The sequence below is a fragment of the Caballeronia sp. LZ043 genome (assembly GCF_031451075.1).
GTDB lineage: Bacteria > Pseudomonadota > Gammaproteobacteria > Burkholderiales > Burkholderiaceae > Caballeronia.
On record NZ_JARUXT010000003.1, the window covers coordinates 291285 to 309043 of the forward strand.

The 17759-nt window shown below is 63.6% G+C and carries 17 protein-coding genes and 1 pseudogene; 7 read left to right on the forward strand and 11 right to left on the reverse strand.

The features are described from left to right. Positions 1-95: 95 nt before the first annotated feature. From QCE64_RS21580 to QCE64_RS21590, 3 genes are read left to right on the forward strand one after another with little or no spacing between them, the layout of a single operon-like run. A complete protein-coding gene (locus QCE64_RS21580; protein WP_309923388.1) occupies positions 96-1007 on the forward strand; it encodes an urea transporter in 912 nt (303 codons plus the stop codon). After that, on the forward strand, positions 985-1761 hold the full coding sequence (locus QCE64_RS21585) for a class II aldolase/adducin family protein (protein WP_309923390.1): 777 nt from the start codon (positions 985-987) through the stop codon (positions 1759-1761). The genes QCE64_RS21580 and QCE64_RS21585 overlap by 23 nt, the downstream gene beginning before the upstream one ends. A 25-nt stretch (positions 1762-1786) precedes the next feature. Continuing rightward, positions 1787-1972, forward strand: a complete 186-nt coding sequence (locus QCE64_RS21590; RefSeq protein ID WP_187604407.1) for a 4-oxalocrotonate tautomerase — start codon at positions 1787-1789, stop codon at positions 1970-1972. A 45-nt stretch (positions 1973-2017) separates the two neighbouring features. Here QCE64_RS21590 and QCE64_RS21595 read toward each other — a convergent pair whose 3' ends face one another. From QCE64_RS21595 to QCE64_RS21625, 7 genes are all read right to left on the reverse strand, one after another. Further along, positions 2018-4195: a malate synthase G gene (locus QCE64_RS21595; RefSeq protein WP_310006148.1), complete on the reverse strand. Its 2178-nt coding sequence runs from the start codon at positions 4193-4195 to the stop codon at positions 2018-2020. A gap of 166 nt (positions 4196-4361) precedes the next feature. After that, the gene (locus QCE64_RS21600; protein ID WP_310007325.1) at positions 4362-4661 is read right to left on the reverse strand and encodes a HepT-like ribonuclease domain-containing protein; all 300 of its coding nucleotides are present in this window, start codon (positions 4659-4661) and stop codon (positions 4362-4364) included. A gap of 59 nt (positions 4662-4720) precedes the next feature. Continuing rightward, positions 4721-5011, reverse strand: coding sequence for a nucleotidyltransferase family protein (locus tag QCE64_RS21605; protein ID WP_309907100.1), 291 nt, complete (start codon positions 5009-5011; stop codon positions 4721-4723). A gap of 154 nt (positions 5012-5165) precedes the next feature. Then, positions 5166-7394, reverse strand: a complete 2229-nt coding sequence (locus QCE64_RS21610; protein WP_310006150.1) for a xanthine dehydrogenase family protein molybdopterin-binding subunit — start codon at positions 7392-7394, stop codon at positions 5166-5168. A gap of 22 nt (positions 7395-7416) precedes the next feature. Then, complete coding sequence (locus tag QCE64_RS21615) at positions 7417-8421, reverse strand: xanthine dehydrogenase family protein subunit M (protein ID WP_309933237.1); 1005 nt, start codon at positions 8419-8421, stop codon at positions 7417-7419. Between the two features lie 10 nt (positions 8422-8431). Then, a complete protein-coding gene (locus QCE64_RS21620) occupies positions 8432-9004 on the reverse strand; it encodes a 2Fe-2S iron-sulfur cluster-binding protein (RefSeq protein WP_310006151.1) in 573 nt (190 codons plus the stop codon). A gap of 560 nt (positions 9005-9564) precedes the next feature. After that, positions 9565-10881: an MFS transporter gene (locus QCE64_RS21625; protein ID WP_309923405.1), complete on the reverse strand. Its 1317-nt coding sequence runs from the start codon at positions 10879-10881 to the stop codon at positions 9565-9567. Between the two features lie 205 nt (positions 10882-11086). Here QCE64_RS21625 and QCE64_RS21630 point away from each other — a divergent pair, with 205 nt between their 5' ends. The 3 genes from QCE64_RS21630 (at position 11087) to QCE64_RS21640 (ending at position 14369) form a co-directional block, all read left to right on the forward strand. Further along, the gene (locus QCE64_RS21630; RefSeq protein ID WP_309925255.1) at positions 11087-11986 is read left to right on the forward strand and encodes a LysR substrate-binding domain-containing protein; all 900 of its coding nucleotides are present in this window, start codon (positions 11087-11089) and stop codon (positions 11984-11986) included. Between the two features lie 113 nt (positions 11987-12099). After that, entirely contained in the window at positions 12100-13293 is a 1194-nt protein-coding gene (locus QCE64_RS21635) for a M20 aminoacylase family protein (RefSeq protein WP_310006153.1), read from the forward strand. A 14-nt stretch (positions 13294-13307) separates the two neighbouring features. Further along, a complete protein-coding gene (locus QCE64_RS21640; RefSeq protein WP_310006155.1) occupies positions 13308-14369 on the forward strand; it encodes a M14 family metallopeptidase in 1062 nt (353 codons plus the stop codon). A 37-nt stretch (positions 14370-14406) separates the two neighbouring features. Here the strand turns inward: QCE64_RS21640 and QCE64_RS21645 are convergent, their stop codons facing one another. Next, positions 14407-15456 carry a ChuX/HutX family heme-like substrate-binding protein gene (locus QCE64_RS21645; RefSeq protein ID WP_309923410.1) on the reverse strand — a complete coding sequence of 350 codons (1050 nt, stop codon included), beginning with the start codon at positions 15454-15456 and terminating at the stop codon, positions 14407-14409. Positions 15457-15737: 281 nt separating this feature from the next. On the opposite strand from QCE64_RS21645, the gene QCE64_RS21650 reads away from it, so the two are divergent. Beyond that, a complete protein-coding gene (locus QCE64_RS21650; protein WP_310006158.1) occupies positions 15738-16343 on the forward strand; it encodes a hypothetical protein in 606 nt (201 codons plus the stop codon). A 27-nt stretch (positions 16344-16370) separates the two neighbouring features. Here the strand turns inward: QCE64_RS21650 and QCE64_RS21655 are convergent, their stop codons facing one another. From QCE64_RS21655 to QCE64_RS21665, 3 genes and pseudogenes are all read right to left on the reverse strand, one after another. After that, complete coding sequence (locus tag QCE64_RS21655; RefSeq protein WP_310006159.1) at positions 16371-16679, reverse strand: high-potential iron-sulfur protein; 309 nt, start codon at positions 16677-16679, stop codon at positions 16371-16373. A gap of 562 nt (positions 16680-17241) precedes the next feature. After that, positions 17242-17379: an oxalate:formate antiporter gene (locus QCE64_RS21660; protein WP_310006161.1), complete on the reverse strand. Its 138-nt coding sequence runs from the start codon at positions 17377-17379 to the stop codon at positions 17242-17244. A 22-nt stretch (positions 17380-17401) separates the two neighbouring features. Beyond that, positions 17402-17605: pseudogene (locus tag QCE64_RS21665) on the reverse strand (MFS transporter); the annotation flags it as partial. Positions 17606-17759: the final 154 nt, after the last annotated feature.

Below are 17759 nucleotides of genomic sequence, written 5' to 3' on the forward strand. Positions count from 1 at the left end.
ACTGCTTCAAGTCCATACCGGTTATTCGGCCCGCCGTCGCACGGCGCGCGCCGGCTGCCTTATGCTGGCGGCTTCTCGTGCCGTCGCCGCCCAGCATGTCTTCCGCTCTCCATTCCGACGTCGTTCTCGCCGACCCGCTGCGCCGCTTTGCGCGCGCGATCGGGCAGATCGTCCTTCAGCGCAACGCCGCGACCGGCGCGCTCCTCTTCCTCGCGGTGCTCAGCGCGAGTCCGCGCCTTGCATGCGGCCTGCTGATCGGCACGCTGACCGGGAATGTCATCAGCGCGATCATCGATAACGATGACGCGCCCGTCTTCCGCGACGATCTCCACGGCTTCAATGGCGCGCTCGCGGCGCTGGCGGCGTTCGCGTTCATCGGCGATGTCTCGCAGGCGGGCGCCGTCGCGATCGTCGCGGCGATGGGCGCAACGCTGCTCGCCCACAAGCTGTCGCGCGTCCTGGCCCGCTTCGACTGGCCGTTTCTATCGAGCCCAGCGATCCTGGTGACGTGGTGCTGGCTGCCGCTGTTCAGCGGACGCGGCGACACCGGCGCGATCCCGCAAGTCGCGGCAGGCGTCGTGCCGATGCTCGAAGCGGCCTTCGCGGGACTCGCGCCGATTACCTTCGCCACCGGCGCCATTGCGGGCGGACTGATCGCGGCCGGACTACTCGCGGCGCGGCCGTCGCAGGCGGGATGGGCGCTGACCGGCAGCGCGCTCGGCGCCATGTTGCACGGACTGGGCGGCGCGGGCGATGCCGTCGTGCTGTCCGGCGCGTGCGGTTTTAACGCCGCGCTCGCCGCGCTGGCGGCGGCGCCGCTCGGCAGGCGCTATGCGCTGTTCGCGATCGTCGCGGCAGTGTTGATCGAACGGCTGATTGACTGCGCCGGCATCGCCGCGCTGACCGCGCCCTTCGTGCTGGCGTCGTGGCTGACGATCGCGCTGCAACGCCGCCTGGTCCGTAGCACTCAAGCAGGAGACTCGCATGTCATTCACCCACACGCCTGAACACAGGATCGCGCAGGATGGCCCGCGCAGTGCCGCCGAAACGGCCGCGCGGGTCGATCTTGCGGCGGCCTATCGGCTCGTCGCGCTCAATGGCTGGGACGACGTCGTCTACACGCACATCTCGGCGAGCGTGCCGGGCGAGCCAGGACGCTTCCTGATCAATCCGTTCGGGCTGACGTTCGATGAAGTCACAGCATCGAATCTCGTGAAGATCGATATCGACGGCAATGTGATCGGCGAGAGCGTGCATCCGGTGAACGCGACGGGCTTCGCGTTGCACGGCGCCGTGCACGCGGCGCGCGAGGATGCAGTGTGCGTGATGCACCTGCACGTGCGCGAGGCGATTGCCGTCTCGGCTCAGCCCCATGGCTTGCTGCCGGGATCGCAGCATGCGATGCGCTTCCATGGCCACCTCGCGTATCACGACTACGAAGGCCTGGCCTTCTCGCCTGCGGAAGGCGAGCGGCTGGTGACGAGCCTCGGCGCGCATCGTGCGATGCTGCTGCGCAATCACGGCCCGCTCACGCTCGGGCGGACCGTCGCCGAGGCTTATGTGCTGATGGATATGCTCGTCAAGGCATGCGATATTCAGCTGCGCGCGCTGGCGGGCGTCAACAAGATGATCGTGCCGACACCGGATGTCGTCACGCGCACGGCAGCGCAACTGCATGATGACGACGCCATCGAGGGCGCGCTCGAGTGGCCCGCGTTGCTGCGCAGGCTGGACCGCATCGACGCGTCATATCGCGACTGAAAACCCAGCAAAGGAGAACATTGCAATGCCGACATTCAACATTCAGCTGTTCGAAGGCCGCACGACGGAGGAAAAGCGCAAGTTTGTCGAGGCGATCACGCGCACCACGTGCGAGACGCTCGGCTGCGAGCCGGGTTCGGTGGATATCATCCTGACGGATGTGAAACGCGAGAACTGGGCGACCGCGGGCAAGCTCTGGTCGGAGCAGTGAACGCGGCGCGCATGCGGCACGAGGCCGCATGCACGCGCGACACGATTACATCGAAGCCTTCACGGCGAGACGGAACTTGTGCAGCAGCGGTTCCGTATAGCCGCTCGGTTGTGTGCGACCTTCGAACACGAGTGCGCAGGCAGCCTTGAACGCGAAGGAACTGTCGAACGCGGGGGCCATTGGTTGGTAGACCGGATCGGCCTCGTTCTGCTGATCGACGACCGCGGCCATGCGTTCCAGCGTCGCCTTCACCTGCTCTTCGCTGACGATGCCGTGACGCAGCCAGTTCGCAATGTGCTGGCTCGAGATACGCAGCGTCGCGCGGTCCTCCATCAGGCCGACATCATGGATGTCCGGCACTTTCGAACAGCCGACGCCCTGATCCACCCAGCGCACCACATAACCGAGAATGCCCTGCGCGTTGTTCTCGATCTCGTTCGTGATGTCCTGTTCCGACCAGGTCGGCTTGTCGACGACGGGAATCGTCAGCAGGCCGTCGAGCAGTTCGTTCTTCTGCCCTTCGTAGTCGTGGCTTTCGAGTTCCTGCTGCACCTGTTGTACGTCGACCATGTGATAGTGCAACGCATGCAGCGTGGCGGCCGTGGGCGACGGCACCCAGGCGGTGTTCGCGCCCGCGCGCGGATGCGCGATCTTCTGTTCGAGCATCGCGTGCATGAGGTCGGGCATCGCCCACATGCCCTTGCCGATCTGCGCGCGGCCACGCAAGCCGGTGTTCAGGCCGACGAGCACGTTGTTGCGCTCATACGCGTTGATCCACTTCGACGACTTCATGTCGCCCTTGCGCATCATCGGGCCGGCTTCCATCGATGAATGCATCTCGTCGCCCGTGCGATCCAGGAAGCCCGTGTTGATGAACGCGACGCGCGCGCCCGCTGCCGCGATGCAGGCCTTCAGGTTGACGCTGGTGCGGCGCTCCTCGTCCATGATGCCCATCTTGATCGTGTTTCGCGGCAGGCCGAGCAGCTCTTCGATGCGCGAGAAAAGTTCATCGGCGAAGGCCACTTCGGCGGGGCCGTGCATCTTCGGCTTCACGATATAGATGGAACCCGTGCGCGAGTTCATCTTGTTCTTCAGGTCGTGCATGGCGCCGAGCGTCGTCATCACGCCGTCGAGGATGCCTTCCGGAATCTCCTTGCCGTCGCGGTCGACCACGGCGGGATTCGTCATCAGATGGCCGACGTTGCGCACGAACAGCAGCGAACGTCCGTGCAGGCTCAGCGTTGAGCCGTTCGGCGCGGTGTATTCGCGATCCGGGTTCATGCTGCGCGTGAAGCTCTTGCCGTTCTTCGTGACCTGCTCGGCGAGATGACCCTGCATCAGGCCGAGCCAGTTGCGATAGAGCTGGGTCTTGTCGGCGGCATCGACGGCCGCGACCGAATCCTCGCAGTCGATGATCGTGCTCACCGCCGCTTCCATCAGCACGTCTTTGACGTGCGCGGCATCGGTCTTGCCGATCGGATGGTCCGCGTCGATCTGAATCTCGAAGTGCAGGTCGTTATGCTTGAGCAGGATGGCGTGCGGCGCCTTCGCATCGCCCTGATGGCCCGCGAACTGTTCGGCGTTGGCGAGCCCGCTCTTGCTGCCGTCCTTCAGTGTCACGACGAGCGCGCCCTGTTCGACGCTGTACTTCGTGGCATCGGCATGCGAGCCGTGCGCGAGGGGTGCGTTGTCGTCGAGAAAGCGGCGTGCATAGGCGATGACCTTCGCGCCGCGGTTCGGATTGAACTGGGCGGTGCGCTCGGCGCCGTCGGTGTCGTCGATGGCGTCGGTGCCGTAGAGCGCGTCATACAGGCTGCCCCAGCGCGCGTTGGCGGCATTCAGCGCATAGCGCAGGTTCGACAGCGGCACGACCAGTTGCGGCCCGGCCTGCTCGCCGATCTCGCGATCCACGTTGGCGGTGCTGGCCTGCACATGTGCGGGCGAGGGGACGATGTAGCCGACTTCTTCGAGAAACTTGCGATAGCCGCGCAGGTCTTGCACGGGGCCGGGATGGCTGCGATGCCAGTTGTCGAGTTCGGTCTGGAGACGGTCGCGCTCGGCGAGCAGCGCGCGGTTTTTCGGGGCGAGGTCGTGAACGAGCGCATCGAAACCCTTCCAGAAGGCGGCGCTGTCGACACCCGTGCCAGGGATGGCTTCTTCATCGACGAACTTCGCCAGGCTTGTGTCGACCTGCAGACCGTGTTGTTGGATCATGTCGTTCATGGGCACTCCGGCTGAGTTGCTGTGACTCTGGGGTTTGGGGTGGGCTGGTTGTGTATGGTAGCGCGTCTTGGGGGAGGATCGAAGCGGGGTGACGGGGGAGGGGGTGTGCCTGGCGGCATGCCCTTTTGAAGATTCGACGCGAGGAGAGTGCCCGACGCGTCTCCCGCTAGAGTTTGAGTTCGGTGGCGAGCAACTCAAGTTGCTTGCCGAGCGCGGGAAGGTCACCACGGGCAGTGACCCAGACGATTCCGAGGTCGACCTTATGGTATCCGTGCGAAAGTGCATTGCGCATCTCGTACGCGGATTGGAACGGAACTTCGGGATGCTGTGTGACGAAGGTCGGAAAGTATTTGCAAATATTCCTGCAGGCTTCACCAACGACTTCGATGTTGCGTATGACTCCATCCTGAACGAGTTCATCCGCGAGAAAGTCCGTTTCGTCCAGATCGTTGATGTATCGACTGATCTATCCGATGGCCGTGAGCACATGACCCACGTATTCCGCAGGCGTCGAGGCGTCCCGGCTCATACCGGAATGGCTCCCGCGATGATTGCGTCACGCGTCCGGTCCGGCAGTGCGCCGGGTGTTAGAACGTCGACCTTTACGCCAAGAAGCTGGCGCAACTCATGGCGTATCGCGCCGATATCCAGCAACGATGTCTTCGGTGTGGGATCAATCAGCAGGTCCAGGTCGCTTCCTTCCGTGTCCTCGCCGCGCGCGACGGAGCCGAAGATACGCGCGTTTTTCGCGCGATGCGCCTCGACGACGCGCCGAATGTCATCGTGATGTCCTTGAATGGCGAGCGAAGGTTTCATAAGCGGTCTTGTCCGGGGAGCGAGCCGGCGTGAATGAAACGAAGCGCCACGCGATCGGGCGCCTGTGTATTCGAGCGCAGTCTAGCATAGCGCCTTTGCCCGCCAGCGGCCCTTGCCGGGCGCCCGACACGGCGCCCGGCAACGCCTCCCGACCCTATCCCCCCAACAAATCCTCAATCATCACCGGCAGCTTCCTCACGCGCACGCCGGTCGCGTGATACACCGCGCCGGTGATCGCTGCCGCGATGCCCGCCAGTCCGATCTCCGCAATACCCCTCGCGCCGAGTTCGTTGAACACGGTATCGGGATAATCGAGAAAGGTGACGTCCATCTTTGGCGTGTCGGCGTTCGTCGCGACCACGTAATCCGCGAGACTGCTGTTCACCGGCGCCCCGCTGCGCTCGTCGTACACCGTGTGCTCGAACAGCGCCATGCCCACGCCCATCACCACCGCGCCCTCGATCTGGTTACGGCCCGCGCGGGGATTCAAAATCTTGCCGCCATCGATCACGGTCACCACGCGGCTCACGCGCAGCCGCGCCGTCGACGCATCCCAGGTCACTTCGGCGAAATGCGCGCCATACGAATGGATCGACCATTTCTTCTTGAGCGGATCGTTGAAACCGCCTTTCGCGCTGCCGCTGCCCGACGCCGCATGCAGCTTCGCCGCGTCGAGAATCTGCGCATACGGCACGCCGCTACCGGGCGGCTGATCCTTGCGATGCACGTGCCCGGCCGTCATCGCGAGTTCCTCGGGCTTCGCGCCGTTGAACGGCGAGCCTTCGGTCTTCGTGGCATGCGTGAGCAGCGTCTTGATGGCGCCGCGCACCGCATCCGATACCGCCGGAATCACCGAAGCCGTCGCCGCCGATCCACCCGACACCGGCCCGAGCGGCAGCGCCGTATCGCCGAGACCGACTTCGATCTTGCCGAGCGCAATGCCCGTATGTTCCGCGACCAATTGCGCGAGGATCGTATAAGTGCCGGTGCCGATGTCCTGCGTGCCGCACGCAATGCGCGCGGTGCCGTCGGCGCGCAGGTCGACGGTCGCGTCCGCCGAGAAGCGCAAGCCCGGCCAACTGCATGCGCCCAGGCCCCAGCCGAGCGTGAGGCCGTCACGCTTCATCGAGCCGACTTCCGGCGTGCGCTTGCTCCAGCCGAACTTCTCCGCGCCGGTGGTCAGGCATTCCACGAAGTGTCGCGATGAAAACGGCAGGCCGCTGCTTTCATCGACCTTGGGCTCGTTGCGCAACCGCAGTTCCACCGGATCGATCTTCAAAGCGACAGCCAATTCGTCCATTGCACTCTCGAGCGCATACAAACCCGGCACCGCGCCGGGTCCGCGCATCGACGTGGGCGAGCCGACGTTGCGCTTCACCGTGCCACCCGTAACGCGCAGGTTCGGCACGCTGTACATCGACGGCGTGGCTTCGCCGCAATCTTCCGCGTACTCGTCGGCAAGCGCCGCGTGATTCACGAAGTCATGCTGCAAGGACACGAGCTTGCCGTCCTGTGTTGCGCCGAGCCGGACGCGCTGCTGCGTGGTCGGTCGATGGCCGACGTTCTGGAACATCATCTTGCGCGACAGCACGAGCTTCACGGGCCGTTCGAGCTGCCGCGTCGCGGCCGCCGCGAGCAGCGAATGCGGCCACATCCACAGCTTGCCGCCGAAGCCCGAGCCGAGATAGCGCGAGATCACCCGCACCTTCTCCTTCGGCAGGCCCAGCATCTGCATCAGCGCGCCCTGATGATTCGAAACGGCCTGGCTCGTCTCATAGAACGTATAGCCGTCGCCGTCCCAATGTGCGACGGTGGCGTGCAGTTCAATGGGGTTGTGCGTCTCGACCGGCGTGACATAGGTCTCGTCGATCTTCACCGGCGCGCTGTCGAACGCCATGTCCGGGTCGCCGCGTTCGCTGTGCGTGTCGAGCTTGCCGCCGTCATCGAGCGCGGCGCTGACGTCGTGCGGCGTCCTGTCGTAACCCACTTTGACCGCCGCTGCTGCGGCGCTCGCGGCCTCGAAGGTATCGGCCACGACGAGCGCCACATACTGCCCGTAATAGCGAATGATGTCGTCGTCGAACGGCGGCCGGTTTTCATCGACCATACCGGTCTCGATCGAACCGCCCGCGAGCCGATAAAAGCGGCCGATATTGCCGCGATGAAGAATCAGCTGCACGCCGGGCATGGCTTGCGCGGCGGCGAATTCGAGCGACGTGATCCTGCCGCTCGCAATGATGGCGCCGACCGGCACGGCAATCAGCATGCCGGGCAGATCGACGTCGGAGGTATAAGTCGCGCGGCCGCAGACCTTCAGCGGTCCGTCGATGCGCGACTGGGGCCGTCCGATGACGGACGGCGTGGTGTCGGGCGCAGTGGACATAGTCAGGTTTCCTCGGTCGGGTTCATGACGCTTGCGTGACGAGCTTGAGCGTATGCACGATGCAGCGCTTCGAAAGCTCCACCTTGAAGCCGTTCTCGCTTTGCGGCTTGGCATCGGCGAGCGCGGCATCGGCGGCGCGGCGGAAGGTCGCCTCGTCGGGCGCCGCGCCCTGCAACACCTGCTCCGCTTCGCGCGACCGCCACGGCTTCGTGCCGACGCCGCCGAGACCCACGCGCGCATGTTCGATGCGCCCGTCCTTCAGCGCGACCACAATCCCCGCCGACGCCAGCGCGAACTCATACGATGCGCGATCGCGCAGCTTCAGATACGCCGACCGCGCGCCTTGCGGCAGCGGCGGCACGGTGACGTGCGTGATGAGATCGCCGGCGTCGAGGACGTTCTCGCGATCGGGCGTCGTGCCCGGCGTCAGGAAGAATTCGTCGACGGGAATCGCGCGCTTGCCGCCCGTGCCTTCCACGTGAATGGTCGCTTCGAGCGCCTGCAACGCGACGCACATGTCCGACGGATTGCTTGCGATGCACGCTTCACTCGTGCCGAGTATCGCCATCATCCGGTTGAAGCCCTGCATGGCCGAGCAGCCGCTGCCCGGTTCGCGCTTGTTGCAGGGCGAGGCGGTATCGCGGAAATACACGCAGCGCGTGCGCTGCATGATGTTGCCGCCGGTCGTCGCCATGTTGCGCAGCTGCACCGACGCGCCCGCGAGCACCGCCTGCGACAGCACCGCATAGCGTTCGCGGATCAGCGCGTGATGCGCGAGGTCCGAATTGCGCGCCGTAGCGCCGATGCGCACGCCGCCATCGTCCGTTGCCTCGATGGCATCGAGCGGCAGGCGGCTGATGTCGATGACGCGCATCGGCCGCTCGACGTTGAGCTTCATCAGGTCGAGCAGGGTCGTGCCGCCTGCGAGAAAGCGCACTTCGGCGCCTTGCTGGGCCGTATGCGCGAGTGCGCCGCCATTGATCGCGTCGCGCATGTCGCGCGCGCGGGAGAGCTGGAACGTTTCCATGATGCTCTCCTTATTTGGCCGGGGTCTTGGCGACGCGCACCGACTGGATCGCCGTGACGATGTTCTGATAGGCGCCGCAGCGGCACAGGTTGCCGCTCATCGCTTCGCGCACGTCCTCGTCGTTCGGACCGATGGGCTCGTCGAGGAGCGCGACCGCCGACATCAACTGGCCCGCCGTACAGTAGCCGCACTGATAGCCGTCGCATTCGACAAAGGCGGCCTGCAACGGATGCAGCGCTTCCACTTCGCCAATGCCTTCGATGGTCGTGACGGTGTCGCCATCGCACGCGGCGGCGAAGCACAGGCATGAGTTCACGCGGCGTCCGTTGACATGAACGGTGCACGCGCCGCACTGGCCGTGGTCACAGCCTTTCTTCGTGCCGGTCAGATGCAGATGGTCGCGCAGGGCGTCGAGCAATGTCGTGCGCGGGTCGAGCGACAGCGTGTGACTACGGCCATTCACGGTGAAGGTGACGCTGGCAGGGGCGGCGGGAGTCCGGACCGGCGCCAGTGCTTCGGTGCGGGCCGAATTGGGCGTGTCTGCGTGAATGGTCTTGGATTGGGGGACAGGGTGTTGTGGCATCGAGCATTCTCCAGGGGTAGCGCATGGAAGCTGCACTGCATGGCTAAGACGGTCCGGGCAGGCGGCAAGGCGTGAGAAGGCGAAGATGGAGCGAGAGCGTGACGGCGCGCGTCAGGCGGAGCGCGGACAGCCGGGGAAGAGTCTGCACAGGGCGCGCAGGACTTCATATGCCGCAGGGACGCGTGTGAAGACGCTCAAGCCAGTATAGGCAGCGGACGCGAAACTTTCTTCATTGCAAGCTTCCATGCGCTGCCGGTCTTGCGCAGGCGCACGAAGCATGCCCGAAGCAGCGCTTCAGTGCGGGAACACGGCGCGAACGAAGAGATAAAAGAGGTAGACGCCGACCGTCGTGAACGCGACGAGCGCCACGAGGACGAGGAACAGGCGCACAGTCATCTGCATGGCGTCAGTCCAAAAAAATGGCCGCTTGCGCGGCCGGAAGGAGGGGTGGATCGGTCAGACTTCAGGCTAACGGCGCATCCTTAAGTCAGACTTAAGTGCGCTGCCATTTCGGGCGGGCCGGGCCATTCTCCTTCCTTTGCGAACTCGATGCAGCAGACTTACCTCAATGCTTCGCTATAGCGATCGCGCAGCGGAATGATCGTCAACAGCGCCACCGCGCTGCCGAAGATCACGTAGTAGCAAATCGAAAGCGGGTCGCCGGTGCTCATCGTGAGCCATTGCACGATGGCCGGTGCAAAGCCGCCGAAGATCATCACCGCGACGTTGTAGCTCACCGAGATGCCGGTCGACCGCACGCTGGAGGGCAGCAGCTCCGAGATGAACGCCGGATAGCAGCCCTGGAAGATGCCGAGGTAGGTCATCAACAGCGCCTGGCAGACGATCAGCATCGGCAGGCTTGGATGCGCGGTCAGCACCGCGAAGATCGGATACGCGGTGAGCAGCGACAGAGCCAGCGCGGTCAGCATCAGCTTCTTGCGGCCGATACGGTCCGACAGGCGCCCGAAGAACGGGCAGCACACGAGATACACGAGCGCACCGATGGTCGAGCTGATGAGGCCGTCGGTGAGCGCCATGTGCAGCACGCGGGTGGCGTGGGTCGGCAGATAGAGCAGGAAGATATACGTGCCGATGGTGCCGAACACCGTCAGGCCGAAGCCCGCGAGCACGGAGGTCCAGTGCTTGGTGGCCGTGTCGCGGATGGGGCTTGCACTCAGTTCGTTCTTCTGCGCCTTCTCGACGAACACGGGCGACTCGTCGAGCTTCGAACGCAGATACAACCCCACCGGCACGATCAGCAACCCGACCACGAACGGCACGCGCCAGCCCCAGCTATTGAGATGCTCGGGGCTCAGCGTGCGTGTCAGCACCGCGCCGAAGAACGAGCCGGCGAGACTCGCGGCCGCCTGCGCGACCATCTGGAAGCTGCCGAAGTAGCCGCGCTTGTCGGCGGGCGCGTATTCGACGAGAAAGGCCGTCGCGCAGCCCACTTCGCCGCCTGCCGAGAAGCCCTGGATCAGCCGGCCCAGCAACATCAGCAAGGGCGCGGCGATGCCGATGGCCGCATAGGTCGGCGCGAACGCGATGATCGCGATGCCGACCGCCATCAGCGAGATGGTGAGCGTGAGCGCCGACTTGCGTCCGACGCGGTCCGCCACGGCGCCCAGCACGATGCCGCCGAGCGGCCGCGTCAGGAAGCCGACGCCGAAGGTGGCCCAGGTGGCGAGCAGCGAGATGGTGGGGCTGGTGGCGGGGAAGTAGAGCTTCGAGATGATGACGGCGAAGAAGCCGTAGACCATGAAGTCGAACCATTCGAGCGCGTTGCCGATGGTCGACACGACGATTGCTCGTCGGCCGGACAGGTTGAGCGCGGCGTTCTGTTCGGCCGCGTGGGCTGCAGGAAGTACGGTGCTCATCGAATGCACTCCGTGGGCGTGGGGCGATTGATCAAATGCCAGACTTTATTGGCCGACGACAGCCGTGTATCCGGCCTGCACCGGGTAGGCGAGCAGGCCGCTGCAACCCTCAAACATTACGCCTGGCTAAAATAAGAAAATATAGAATTTCTGAACTGACACTCAAGGAAACCTGATTGAACGATCGGGTTTGTCCCTAGCCACGATGAGCAACATCCGCTTTCTGCGCACCTTCATTGCCGTCGCGCGCTACGGCTCCTTCGCTGCCGCCGCCGAAAAGGTCGCCCTGACCCAAGCCGCCGTGAGCATGCAGATGCAGTCGCTCGAAGACGATCTCAAACGGCCGCTGTTCGATCGCGTGGGACGGACCAACCGCCTGACGAGCATCGGCAAGCAGGTGCTGCCGCAGGCGGAGCGCATCGTCGCGCTCTACGACAGCATGCGGCACACCGGCCTCGATGACGAGATCGCCGGCTCGGTGTCCATCGGCGCCGTGGATTCGGCCATGGGCGCGCTGGCATCGGTCGTTACGGAATTGAAAGGTCAGTACCCAAAGCTCGATGTGCGTCTCTTCACCGGCAAGGCGCTCGCGCTCGCGCCGCAAGTGGAGGCCGGCGAGATCGATGCGGCCGTGATCGTCGAGATGGCGGGCAAGACGCCGGCCAGTCTCAACTGGACGCCGCTCTATTCGGAGCCGCTGGTCGTGATCGGCTCGCCAGGCGGCACGGCTTCGAGTGCCGCCGAGATGCTGGCCAGCCGGCCGTTCCTGCGCTTCGACCGCGCGCAGCGCACCGGCGCGTTGATCGAGCGGGCGCTCAGGCATAACCGGCTCGTGGTGAACGAGTTCCTCGAACTGAATTCGCTGGAAGTGATCGTGGAACTCGTGCGGCAGGACGCGGGCGTGTCGGTGGTGCCGCTGCTCGAATACGGCTCGTGGGCAAGCGACCCGGCCTTGCGCGTGATGCCGCTTGCACGGCATACGCCGCGCCGTGTCGTCGGCATGCTGGAGCGCAAGATCCACGACCGGCATGCGGTGATGAGCGTCGTGCAGGAACGCATCAGGCTGCGTTCGCATGGCGCCATGCCGCTTGCGAACGGGACATGACACCCAAGCTTTGCTTAAGTGACGGACAAGAAATATCAGCTTTCCCTGTGAATTGCGGCCACTGACAATGCTCGGGCAAAGTCGCATGTCCAACCATCACTGAAGAGGAACGCATGTCGATCATTCCCGAGATCGCCGCAAGCCGCGCAGAGATTCAATCCATTCGCCGCGATATCCACGCGCATCCTGAACTCTGCTACGAAGAAGCCCGCACTGCCGAGCTCGTCGCGCGCACGCTTGAAAGCTGGGATATCGAAGTGACGCGCGGGCTGGGCAAGACGGGCGTGGTCGGCGTGTTGAGGAAGGGCAGCGGCAAGCGGGCCATCGGCTTGCGCGCCGACATGGACGCGTTGCCTATCCCTGAACTGAACACCTTCGCGCATGCGTCGCGCCATGAGAACAAGATGCATGCGTGCGGTCACGACGGCCACACCGCCATGCTGCTCGGCGCCGCGCAATATCTCGCGAAGCATCGGGACTTCGACGGCACGGTGGTCTTCATCTTCCAGCCTGCGGAAGAAGGCGGCGGCGGTGCGAAGGCGATGATCGAGGATGGTCTGTTCGAGCGCTTCCCCGTCGATGGCGTGTTCGCGCTGCACAACTGGCCCGGCATGCCTGCGGGTGAATTCGGCGCGCGCGTCGGCGCGACGCAGGCGTCGAGCAACGAGTTCGAGATCCGCATCGAAGGCGTCGGCGCGCATGCCGCGATACCGCACGACGGCGTCGATCCGGTGTTCACGGCCTTGCAGATCGGCACGGGCTTGCAGAGCATCGTGACGCGCAACAAGCGCCCGGTCGATGCCGCCGTGCTCTCGATCACGCGCATGCAGGCGGGTTACGCGATCAACGCGATACCCACCACCGCGACGCTCGCCGGCACGGTGCGCACGTTCTCGACCGAGGTGCTCGACCTGATCGAGACGCGCATGAAGGAGATTGTCAGCGCGACGGCGGCGGCGTATCGCTGCAAGGCCGAAGTCAGTTTCCTGCGCAACTATCCGCCGACCGTCAACACCGAAGCCGAAACGCAGTTTGCGCTGGGCGTGATGCGCGACATCGTTGGAGCGGAGAAAGTGAACCCGAACGTCGATCCCACCATGGGCGCCGAGGACTTCTCGTACATGCTGCTGGAGCGGCCCGGCTGCTATGCGTATATCGGCAATGGCGTCGGCGCGCATCGCGAACACGGGCACGGCATCGGTCCATGCATGCTGCACAACAGCAGCTACGACTTCAACGACGAACTGCTGCCGCTCGGCGCCACCTACTGGGTGCGGCTCGTGCAGGCGTTTCTCGCGCGTGCCTGACCAGGAGAGCGCACATGTTTTCATCGACCTATCGCGAGGCGCGACAGCGTTTCCTCGACACGGCCGCCGAACGCGGGCTGGCCGTGGATACCCGCGTGCTGGAGGGCGTCGCCGGACTCGAAGGCGAGCTGCTGGCGACGGATGTCGTGCGCATCGGGCCACGCTCGGCGCGGCGCATGCTGGTGCTGACCTCGGCGACGCATGGCGTGGAGGGCTTCTGCGGCTCGGGCGCGCAGATCGCCCTGATGCGCGACGACGGACTCGCTGCATTGGTGAAGCAACTCGATGTCGCGTTGCTGCTCGTGCATGCGATCAATCCCTATGGCTTTTCCTTCCTGAGCCGCACGACGGAAGGCAATGTTGATCTGAACCGCAACAGCATCGACTTTGCTGCGCCCTTGCCGCAGAACCCGGGATATGCGGAACTGCACGAGCTTCTGATTCCGGCAAGCTGGCCGCCTGATGAGGCCAACGTGCAGGCCATTCGCGGCTATATCGAAGAGCGCGGTGAGTGGGCGTATCAGCAGGCAGTGACGACGGGCCAGTACACACATCCGCAAGGCCTGTTCTATGGCGGTGCGGAGACCGCATGGAGCACGCGCACGATGCGCGAACTGCTGACGGAGTACGGCGAGGGCTGCGCATCGATCGGCTGGATCGACTTTCATACGGGACTCGGGCCGAGCGGTTTCGGCGCGAAGATTTGCGTGGGGGATGTGCCGCGCGCGCGTCGCTGGTGGGGCGCGGACGTGACGAGCCCCGCGGACGGCACCTCGATTGCGGCGGATATTGCCGGACCGCTGCTCGATACCTTGCGGCAGACGTGTCCGCGTTCGGCCAATGCGTCGATCGCGGTGGAGTACGGCACGGTGCCGCTCACCGAGATGCTCGACATGCTGCGCGCGGACCAATGGATGAGGCAGCATGCCGATGCACCCGATGCCGTGAAGCACGCGATCCGCCAGCAGATTCGCGCGGCTTTTTATATCGATGACGATGTCTGGCGCGGCAAGATCCTCGGACAGGCGCGCGCGGCGGTGTTGCAGGGGCTGTACGGTCTGTCGCGCGAGGCCTGACTACGATGGGGCCGCACTTATGGTGCGGCCCCGCGCGTCACAGCGACATGCAGCCTGCCAGGATCACGCGCCAGCCGGGCTGTTCCGGCTCATGTTCGGCACGCTGTCCGTAGATTTGCAGGATCAACTGGCCGTCCCTGGCGAATGCTTCGAAGCTCGTGACGTAGCCGCAGTCGGAAGGCTTGCTCACGATCCAGCAGCGTTCTATCTGCTCATGCTCCACGTGCAGACGATATTGTTTGTTCATGACGTTGAGGTACTGAGCGTCCTTCATCAGCTTCTCGACCTTGCCCGTCGATATCTGCACGCAGCCCGCATTGCTGACGAAGATCGCGAGGCTCACGTCCCGCAGCTTCGATTCCGTGAGCACTTCCATCAGTGAATCGGCGGCGACTTCGCGCGCCAGATCGGACTCCACGCAGCGATAGAGTTCCTGCCGGCTCTTGCCGTGCTTGCGCATCAGCAGATAGAAGTCGTGCGGATCGGTCATGGCGCGCCATTCCTCGCTGATGGATTCATCGGACGCACTGGGAAGGCCATGCGGCATGGCGCGAGGAGAGACTGATTCAACGCGCGCCGTGACGCTCTCGTCCGTGCATCGATGCCGCTCCACGAGTGCCTTGAACGCCTGCATGTTCGTATCCTGCGTCGCATAGATCTTGTGCACCGCCTTGCCGGCTTCGTCGAAGATCTGGATGGACTCGAGCGTGCGGTTGGGCTTTTCATCGCGCAGGAAGAAGAAGTGCTTCCAGTGACGGAAAAAGATTCGCAGATCAAGACCGCCGGGATTGAGAACCAGACCCGCTTCGGCCGACACGCTCATTTGCCGATAGCCGTTCAGATACTGATTCGTGAACGCGCCCGTCTGAACGCTGATCGCATGTTCGTTTCTCGTAATGCCGCGCACTTCGCCGCAGGCTTCGAGCGCCGCGATAAACGCCTTCACGTCAGGCACGCTCAGCGCAATGGCATCCATGCCGACGCGTGCGCGCATCATCGTCAACTCGTCGATCTGCATATCCCGGGCGATGTCATACGCATACTCGTTTGGGATCCTGTCTTTCACTGCGTTGATGATTTCGTTCATTGTCTCTCCTTGGTCATGACGGATGACAACGAGATTACGCTCAAGGACGTGACTGAGGGTTTCATTCAGCGCCTTGCTTGACGAAACTTAAAAGGCTCGCGCTAAGTTGCTTAAAGACAAGAAAAGAAGTTTTTTCGAAATGTCTCAAACCTGCTTAAATGCTAAGCAATCTGCTATTGCTCGTCATTGCGAAGGGCATAAGAATGAATGGCTGAAAGGAAGTTGATAGATGAACTTCTTTAAGCGGCCGCAAGGTCTTCCATTCCCGTCTGGAGCAACTCATGCAGCTCATTTCCCGTCTGATTCGAATCCTTTCCGTGACCGCTACGGCCGGCTCGGCGCTGATGGTCCTGTCCACCGCTCATGCCAATACTCCGGCTGCCGCCGACGTCGCCGCGCAAGCCGAGCCCCAAGCCCACACGCTCGACATGAAGGCAACCGTCGTGAAGGTTCACGCTGATACGAGCAGCGTCGAGGTGAAGGGTCCGAAGGGGCGCGTCGTGGTCATCGACGTGGATCCGGCCGTTGCGGACGTGAAGAAGCTCAAGGCCGGCGACGAGGTCCACGTGTCCTATCGCGGCGCCCTGCTGATTTCCGCAGATCCGGTGGATCCGAAGGCTGCCGAGTCGCGCGTGATCGCCGACCAAACCGCGCCGGCTTCAGACGGTGTCGTCGTGAAGAAGCATGGCGTGCAGGTGGTGGCGGTGGTCCAGAAGATCGATGCAGCCGCGCGTGAAGTCACCCTGGCCGGTCCGAAGCACACGGTCACGGTGCAGGTGGCGCCCGACATGCCGCTCGACAAGATCAAGGTCGGCGACCGTGTCACGGCCACCTATGTCGCGGCCACCGCCATGAACGTCACGCGCGGGGGGCACGTGGTCAAGTAAGCGTGTGAGGGCGCGTTGCAGCCGGCGTCACATGTTGGTCCAGGACGAGCACCAGCCGCGTCCGGCCACGAGCTTGTCGCCGAACAGCGTGCAGTCACCCCATGCATCCGTCGCCTTGCCCTGGAACAGCGAGCAGTTGGCGCAAGTCTGGTCCGCCGCGTAGTTCGCGTACTTCTTCTTGTCGACCTTCGCGGCGTTTTCCGTGTAGCCGACGGCCACCGCGGCCGGGTCGGATTCGCTCAAACGGGCGGCATCGGCCCGGACACGCGTGAGCCACAGCGCGGGCAATGCACCTGCGCCGGCAATCATGAAATTACGACGGCTAATGGGTTTCATGGTGAACCTTGGTTTGTGTGGGGAGGTTCCTGCGCGCCAGTTTTTCCAGTCTTTTCCAGCACTTGGCGGCAAGCGTTTGCGAATCATACGGCCGGTCGTTTTTTTGTGAAGGCCTTGAAGCCATTCTCATGTAACGCCCAGGCTACGTCGCTTGATCCGCGTGCTGCTAAACCTTTGCGCGCCGCTGCCGTAATCAGGCCAGAACGCGTTTGCAACTGCGTGAATCATGCCCGCGGCAGGCTTGCCTGCGGATCAATTCGAAGGAGAAGAACCGTGAGTGGAATGGACTGGATGATGGCAAGCGTGTATCTGACGGGACTCGTCGGCAGCACGTTGTTCATGAGTGCGCTGGCGCGGCGCAGCCTGAATCGGGTGGAGGAACACGGCCACTAAGTCTTTCAGTTTGCTTGTATCAAGCTTCTTCGTTATCTGAATACCGCCTTTCCGCAGGCGGCGCAAGATGTCTCGGGGGATAGTCCCGCACAAGCCGCAAAAACAAACACGCCGGGCGATCGGCTCGAAAGCCCATCGCCCGGCGCGTCATTTCAAAGCTTGCAGCGTCTTAATGAAACAGCTTGACGGCCTGCGTCAGGGTATTCGTTACGCCCCATGCAGGCGGGATCAGTACATAAGCCCAGAACAGCACCAGCAGTCCCTTGTTCGACGAACTGCCTTGCTGGATATCGTTACGCGAATTCATTGCGAATCTCCTTTCTTCAGTCTCAGCTCGCGGTCTGCGCCGACGTGTTCATGTGATGCTTTTCGTGCACGCGCGTCACGAGCAGGTTGCAGACGAAACCGATCACGAGCAGGACAGCCATGATGTGCAGCGTCATCGTGCAGGCATCCGCGCCGGTAACGCCGTGAGCGACCTGACAGGCGCGCACATAGTTGACCAGCACTGGACCGGCGATGCCCGCCGCCGCGACTCCGGCAGTTCTTGTGGGCTCGGTTGAAAACTATCGGTGAGGTCCCATTCGGGATCCAGATTTGACGGTGGTTTCATGGGCTTACCTAAGAGTTGTCTCATTTTGAACCGCGCTAAATTCGTTCGCCGACGTGCATCATGATTGTCGAGGA

Coding starts and splice junctions, on each gene's coding strand:
- QCE64_RS21580 (WP_309923388.1), top strand. CDS start 96: ATGTCTTCCGCTCTCCATTCCGACGTCGTTCTCGCCGACCCGCTGCGC.
- QCE64_RS21585 (WP_309923390.1), top strand. CDS start 985: ATGTCATTCACCCACACGCCTGAACACAGGATCGCGCAGGATGGCCCG.
- QCE64_RS21590 (WP_187604407.1), top strand. CDS start 1,787: ATGCCGACATTCAACATTCAGCTGTTCGAAGGCCGCACGACGGAGGAA.
- QCE64_RS21595 (WP_310006148.1), bottom strand. CDS start 4,195: ATGAACGACATGATCCAACAACACGGTCTGCAGGTCGACACAAGCCTG.
- QCE64_RS21605 (WP_309907100.1), bottom strand. CDS start 5,011: ATGAAACCTTCGCTCGCCATTCAAGGACATCACGATGACATTCGGCGC.
- QCE64_RS21610 (WP_310006150.1), bottom strand. CDS start 7,394: ATGTCCACTGCGCCCGACACCACGCCGTCCGTCATCGGACGGCCCCAG.
- QCE64_RS21615 (WP_309933237.1), bottom strand. CDS start 8,421: ATGGAAACGTTCCAGCTCTCCCGCGCGCGCGACATGCGCGACGCGATC.
- QCE64_RS21620 (WP_310006151.1), bottom strand. CDS start 9,004: ATGCCACAACACCCTGTCCCCCAATCCAAGACCATTCACGCAGACACG.
- QCE64_RS21625 (WP_309923405.1), bottom strand. CDS start 10,881: ATGAGCACCGTACTTCCTGCAGCCCACGCGGCCGAACAGAACGCCGCG.
- QCE64_RS21630 (WP_309925255.1), top strand. CDS start 11,087: ATGAGCAACATCCGCTTTCTGCGCACCTTCATTGCCGTCGCGCGCTAC.
- QCE64_RS21635 (WP_310006153.1), top strand. CDS start 12,100: ATGTCGATCATTCCCGAGATCGCCGCAAGCCGCGCAGAGATTCAATCC.
- QCE64_RS21640 (WP_310006155.1), top strand. CDS start 13,308: ATGTTTTCATCGACCTATCGCGAGGCGCGACAGCGTTTCCTCGACACG.
- QCE64_RS21645 (WP_309923410.1), bottom strand. CDS start 15,456: ATGAACGAAATCATCAACGCAGTGAAAGACAGGATCCCAAACGAGTAT.
- QCE64_RS21650 (WP_310006158.1), top strand. CDS start 15,738: ATGCAGCTCATTTCCCGTCTGATTCGAATCCTTTCCGTGACCGCTACG.
- QCE64_RS21655 (WP_310006159.1), bottom strand. CDS start 16,679: ATGAAACCCATTAGCCGTCGTAATTTCATGATTGCCGGCGCAGGTGCA.
- QCE64_RS21660 (WP_310006161.1), bottom strand. CDS start 17,379: ATGAATTCGCGTAACGATATCCAGCAAGGCAGTTCGTCGAACAAGGGA.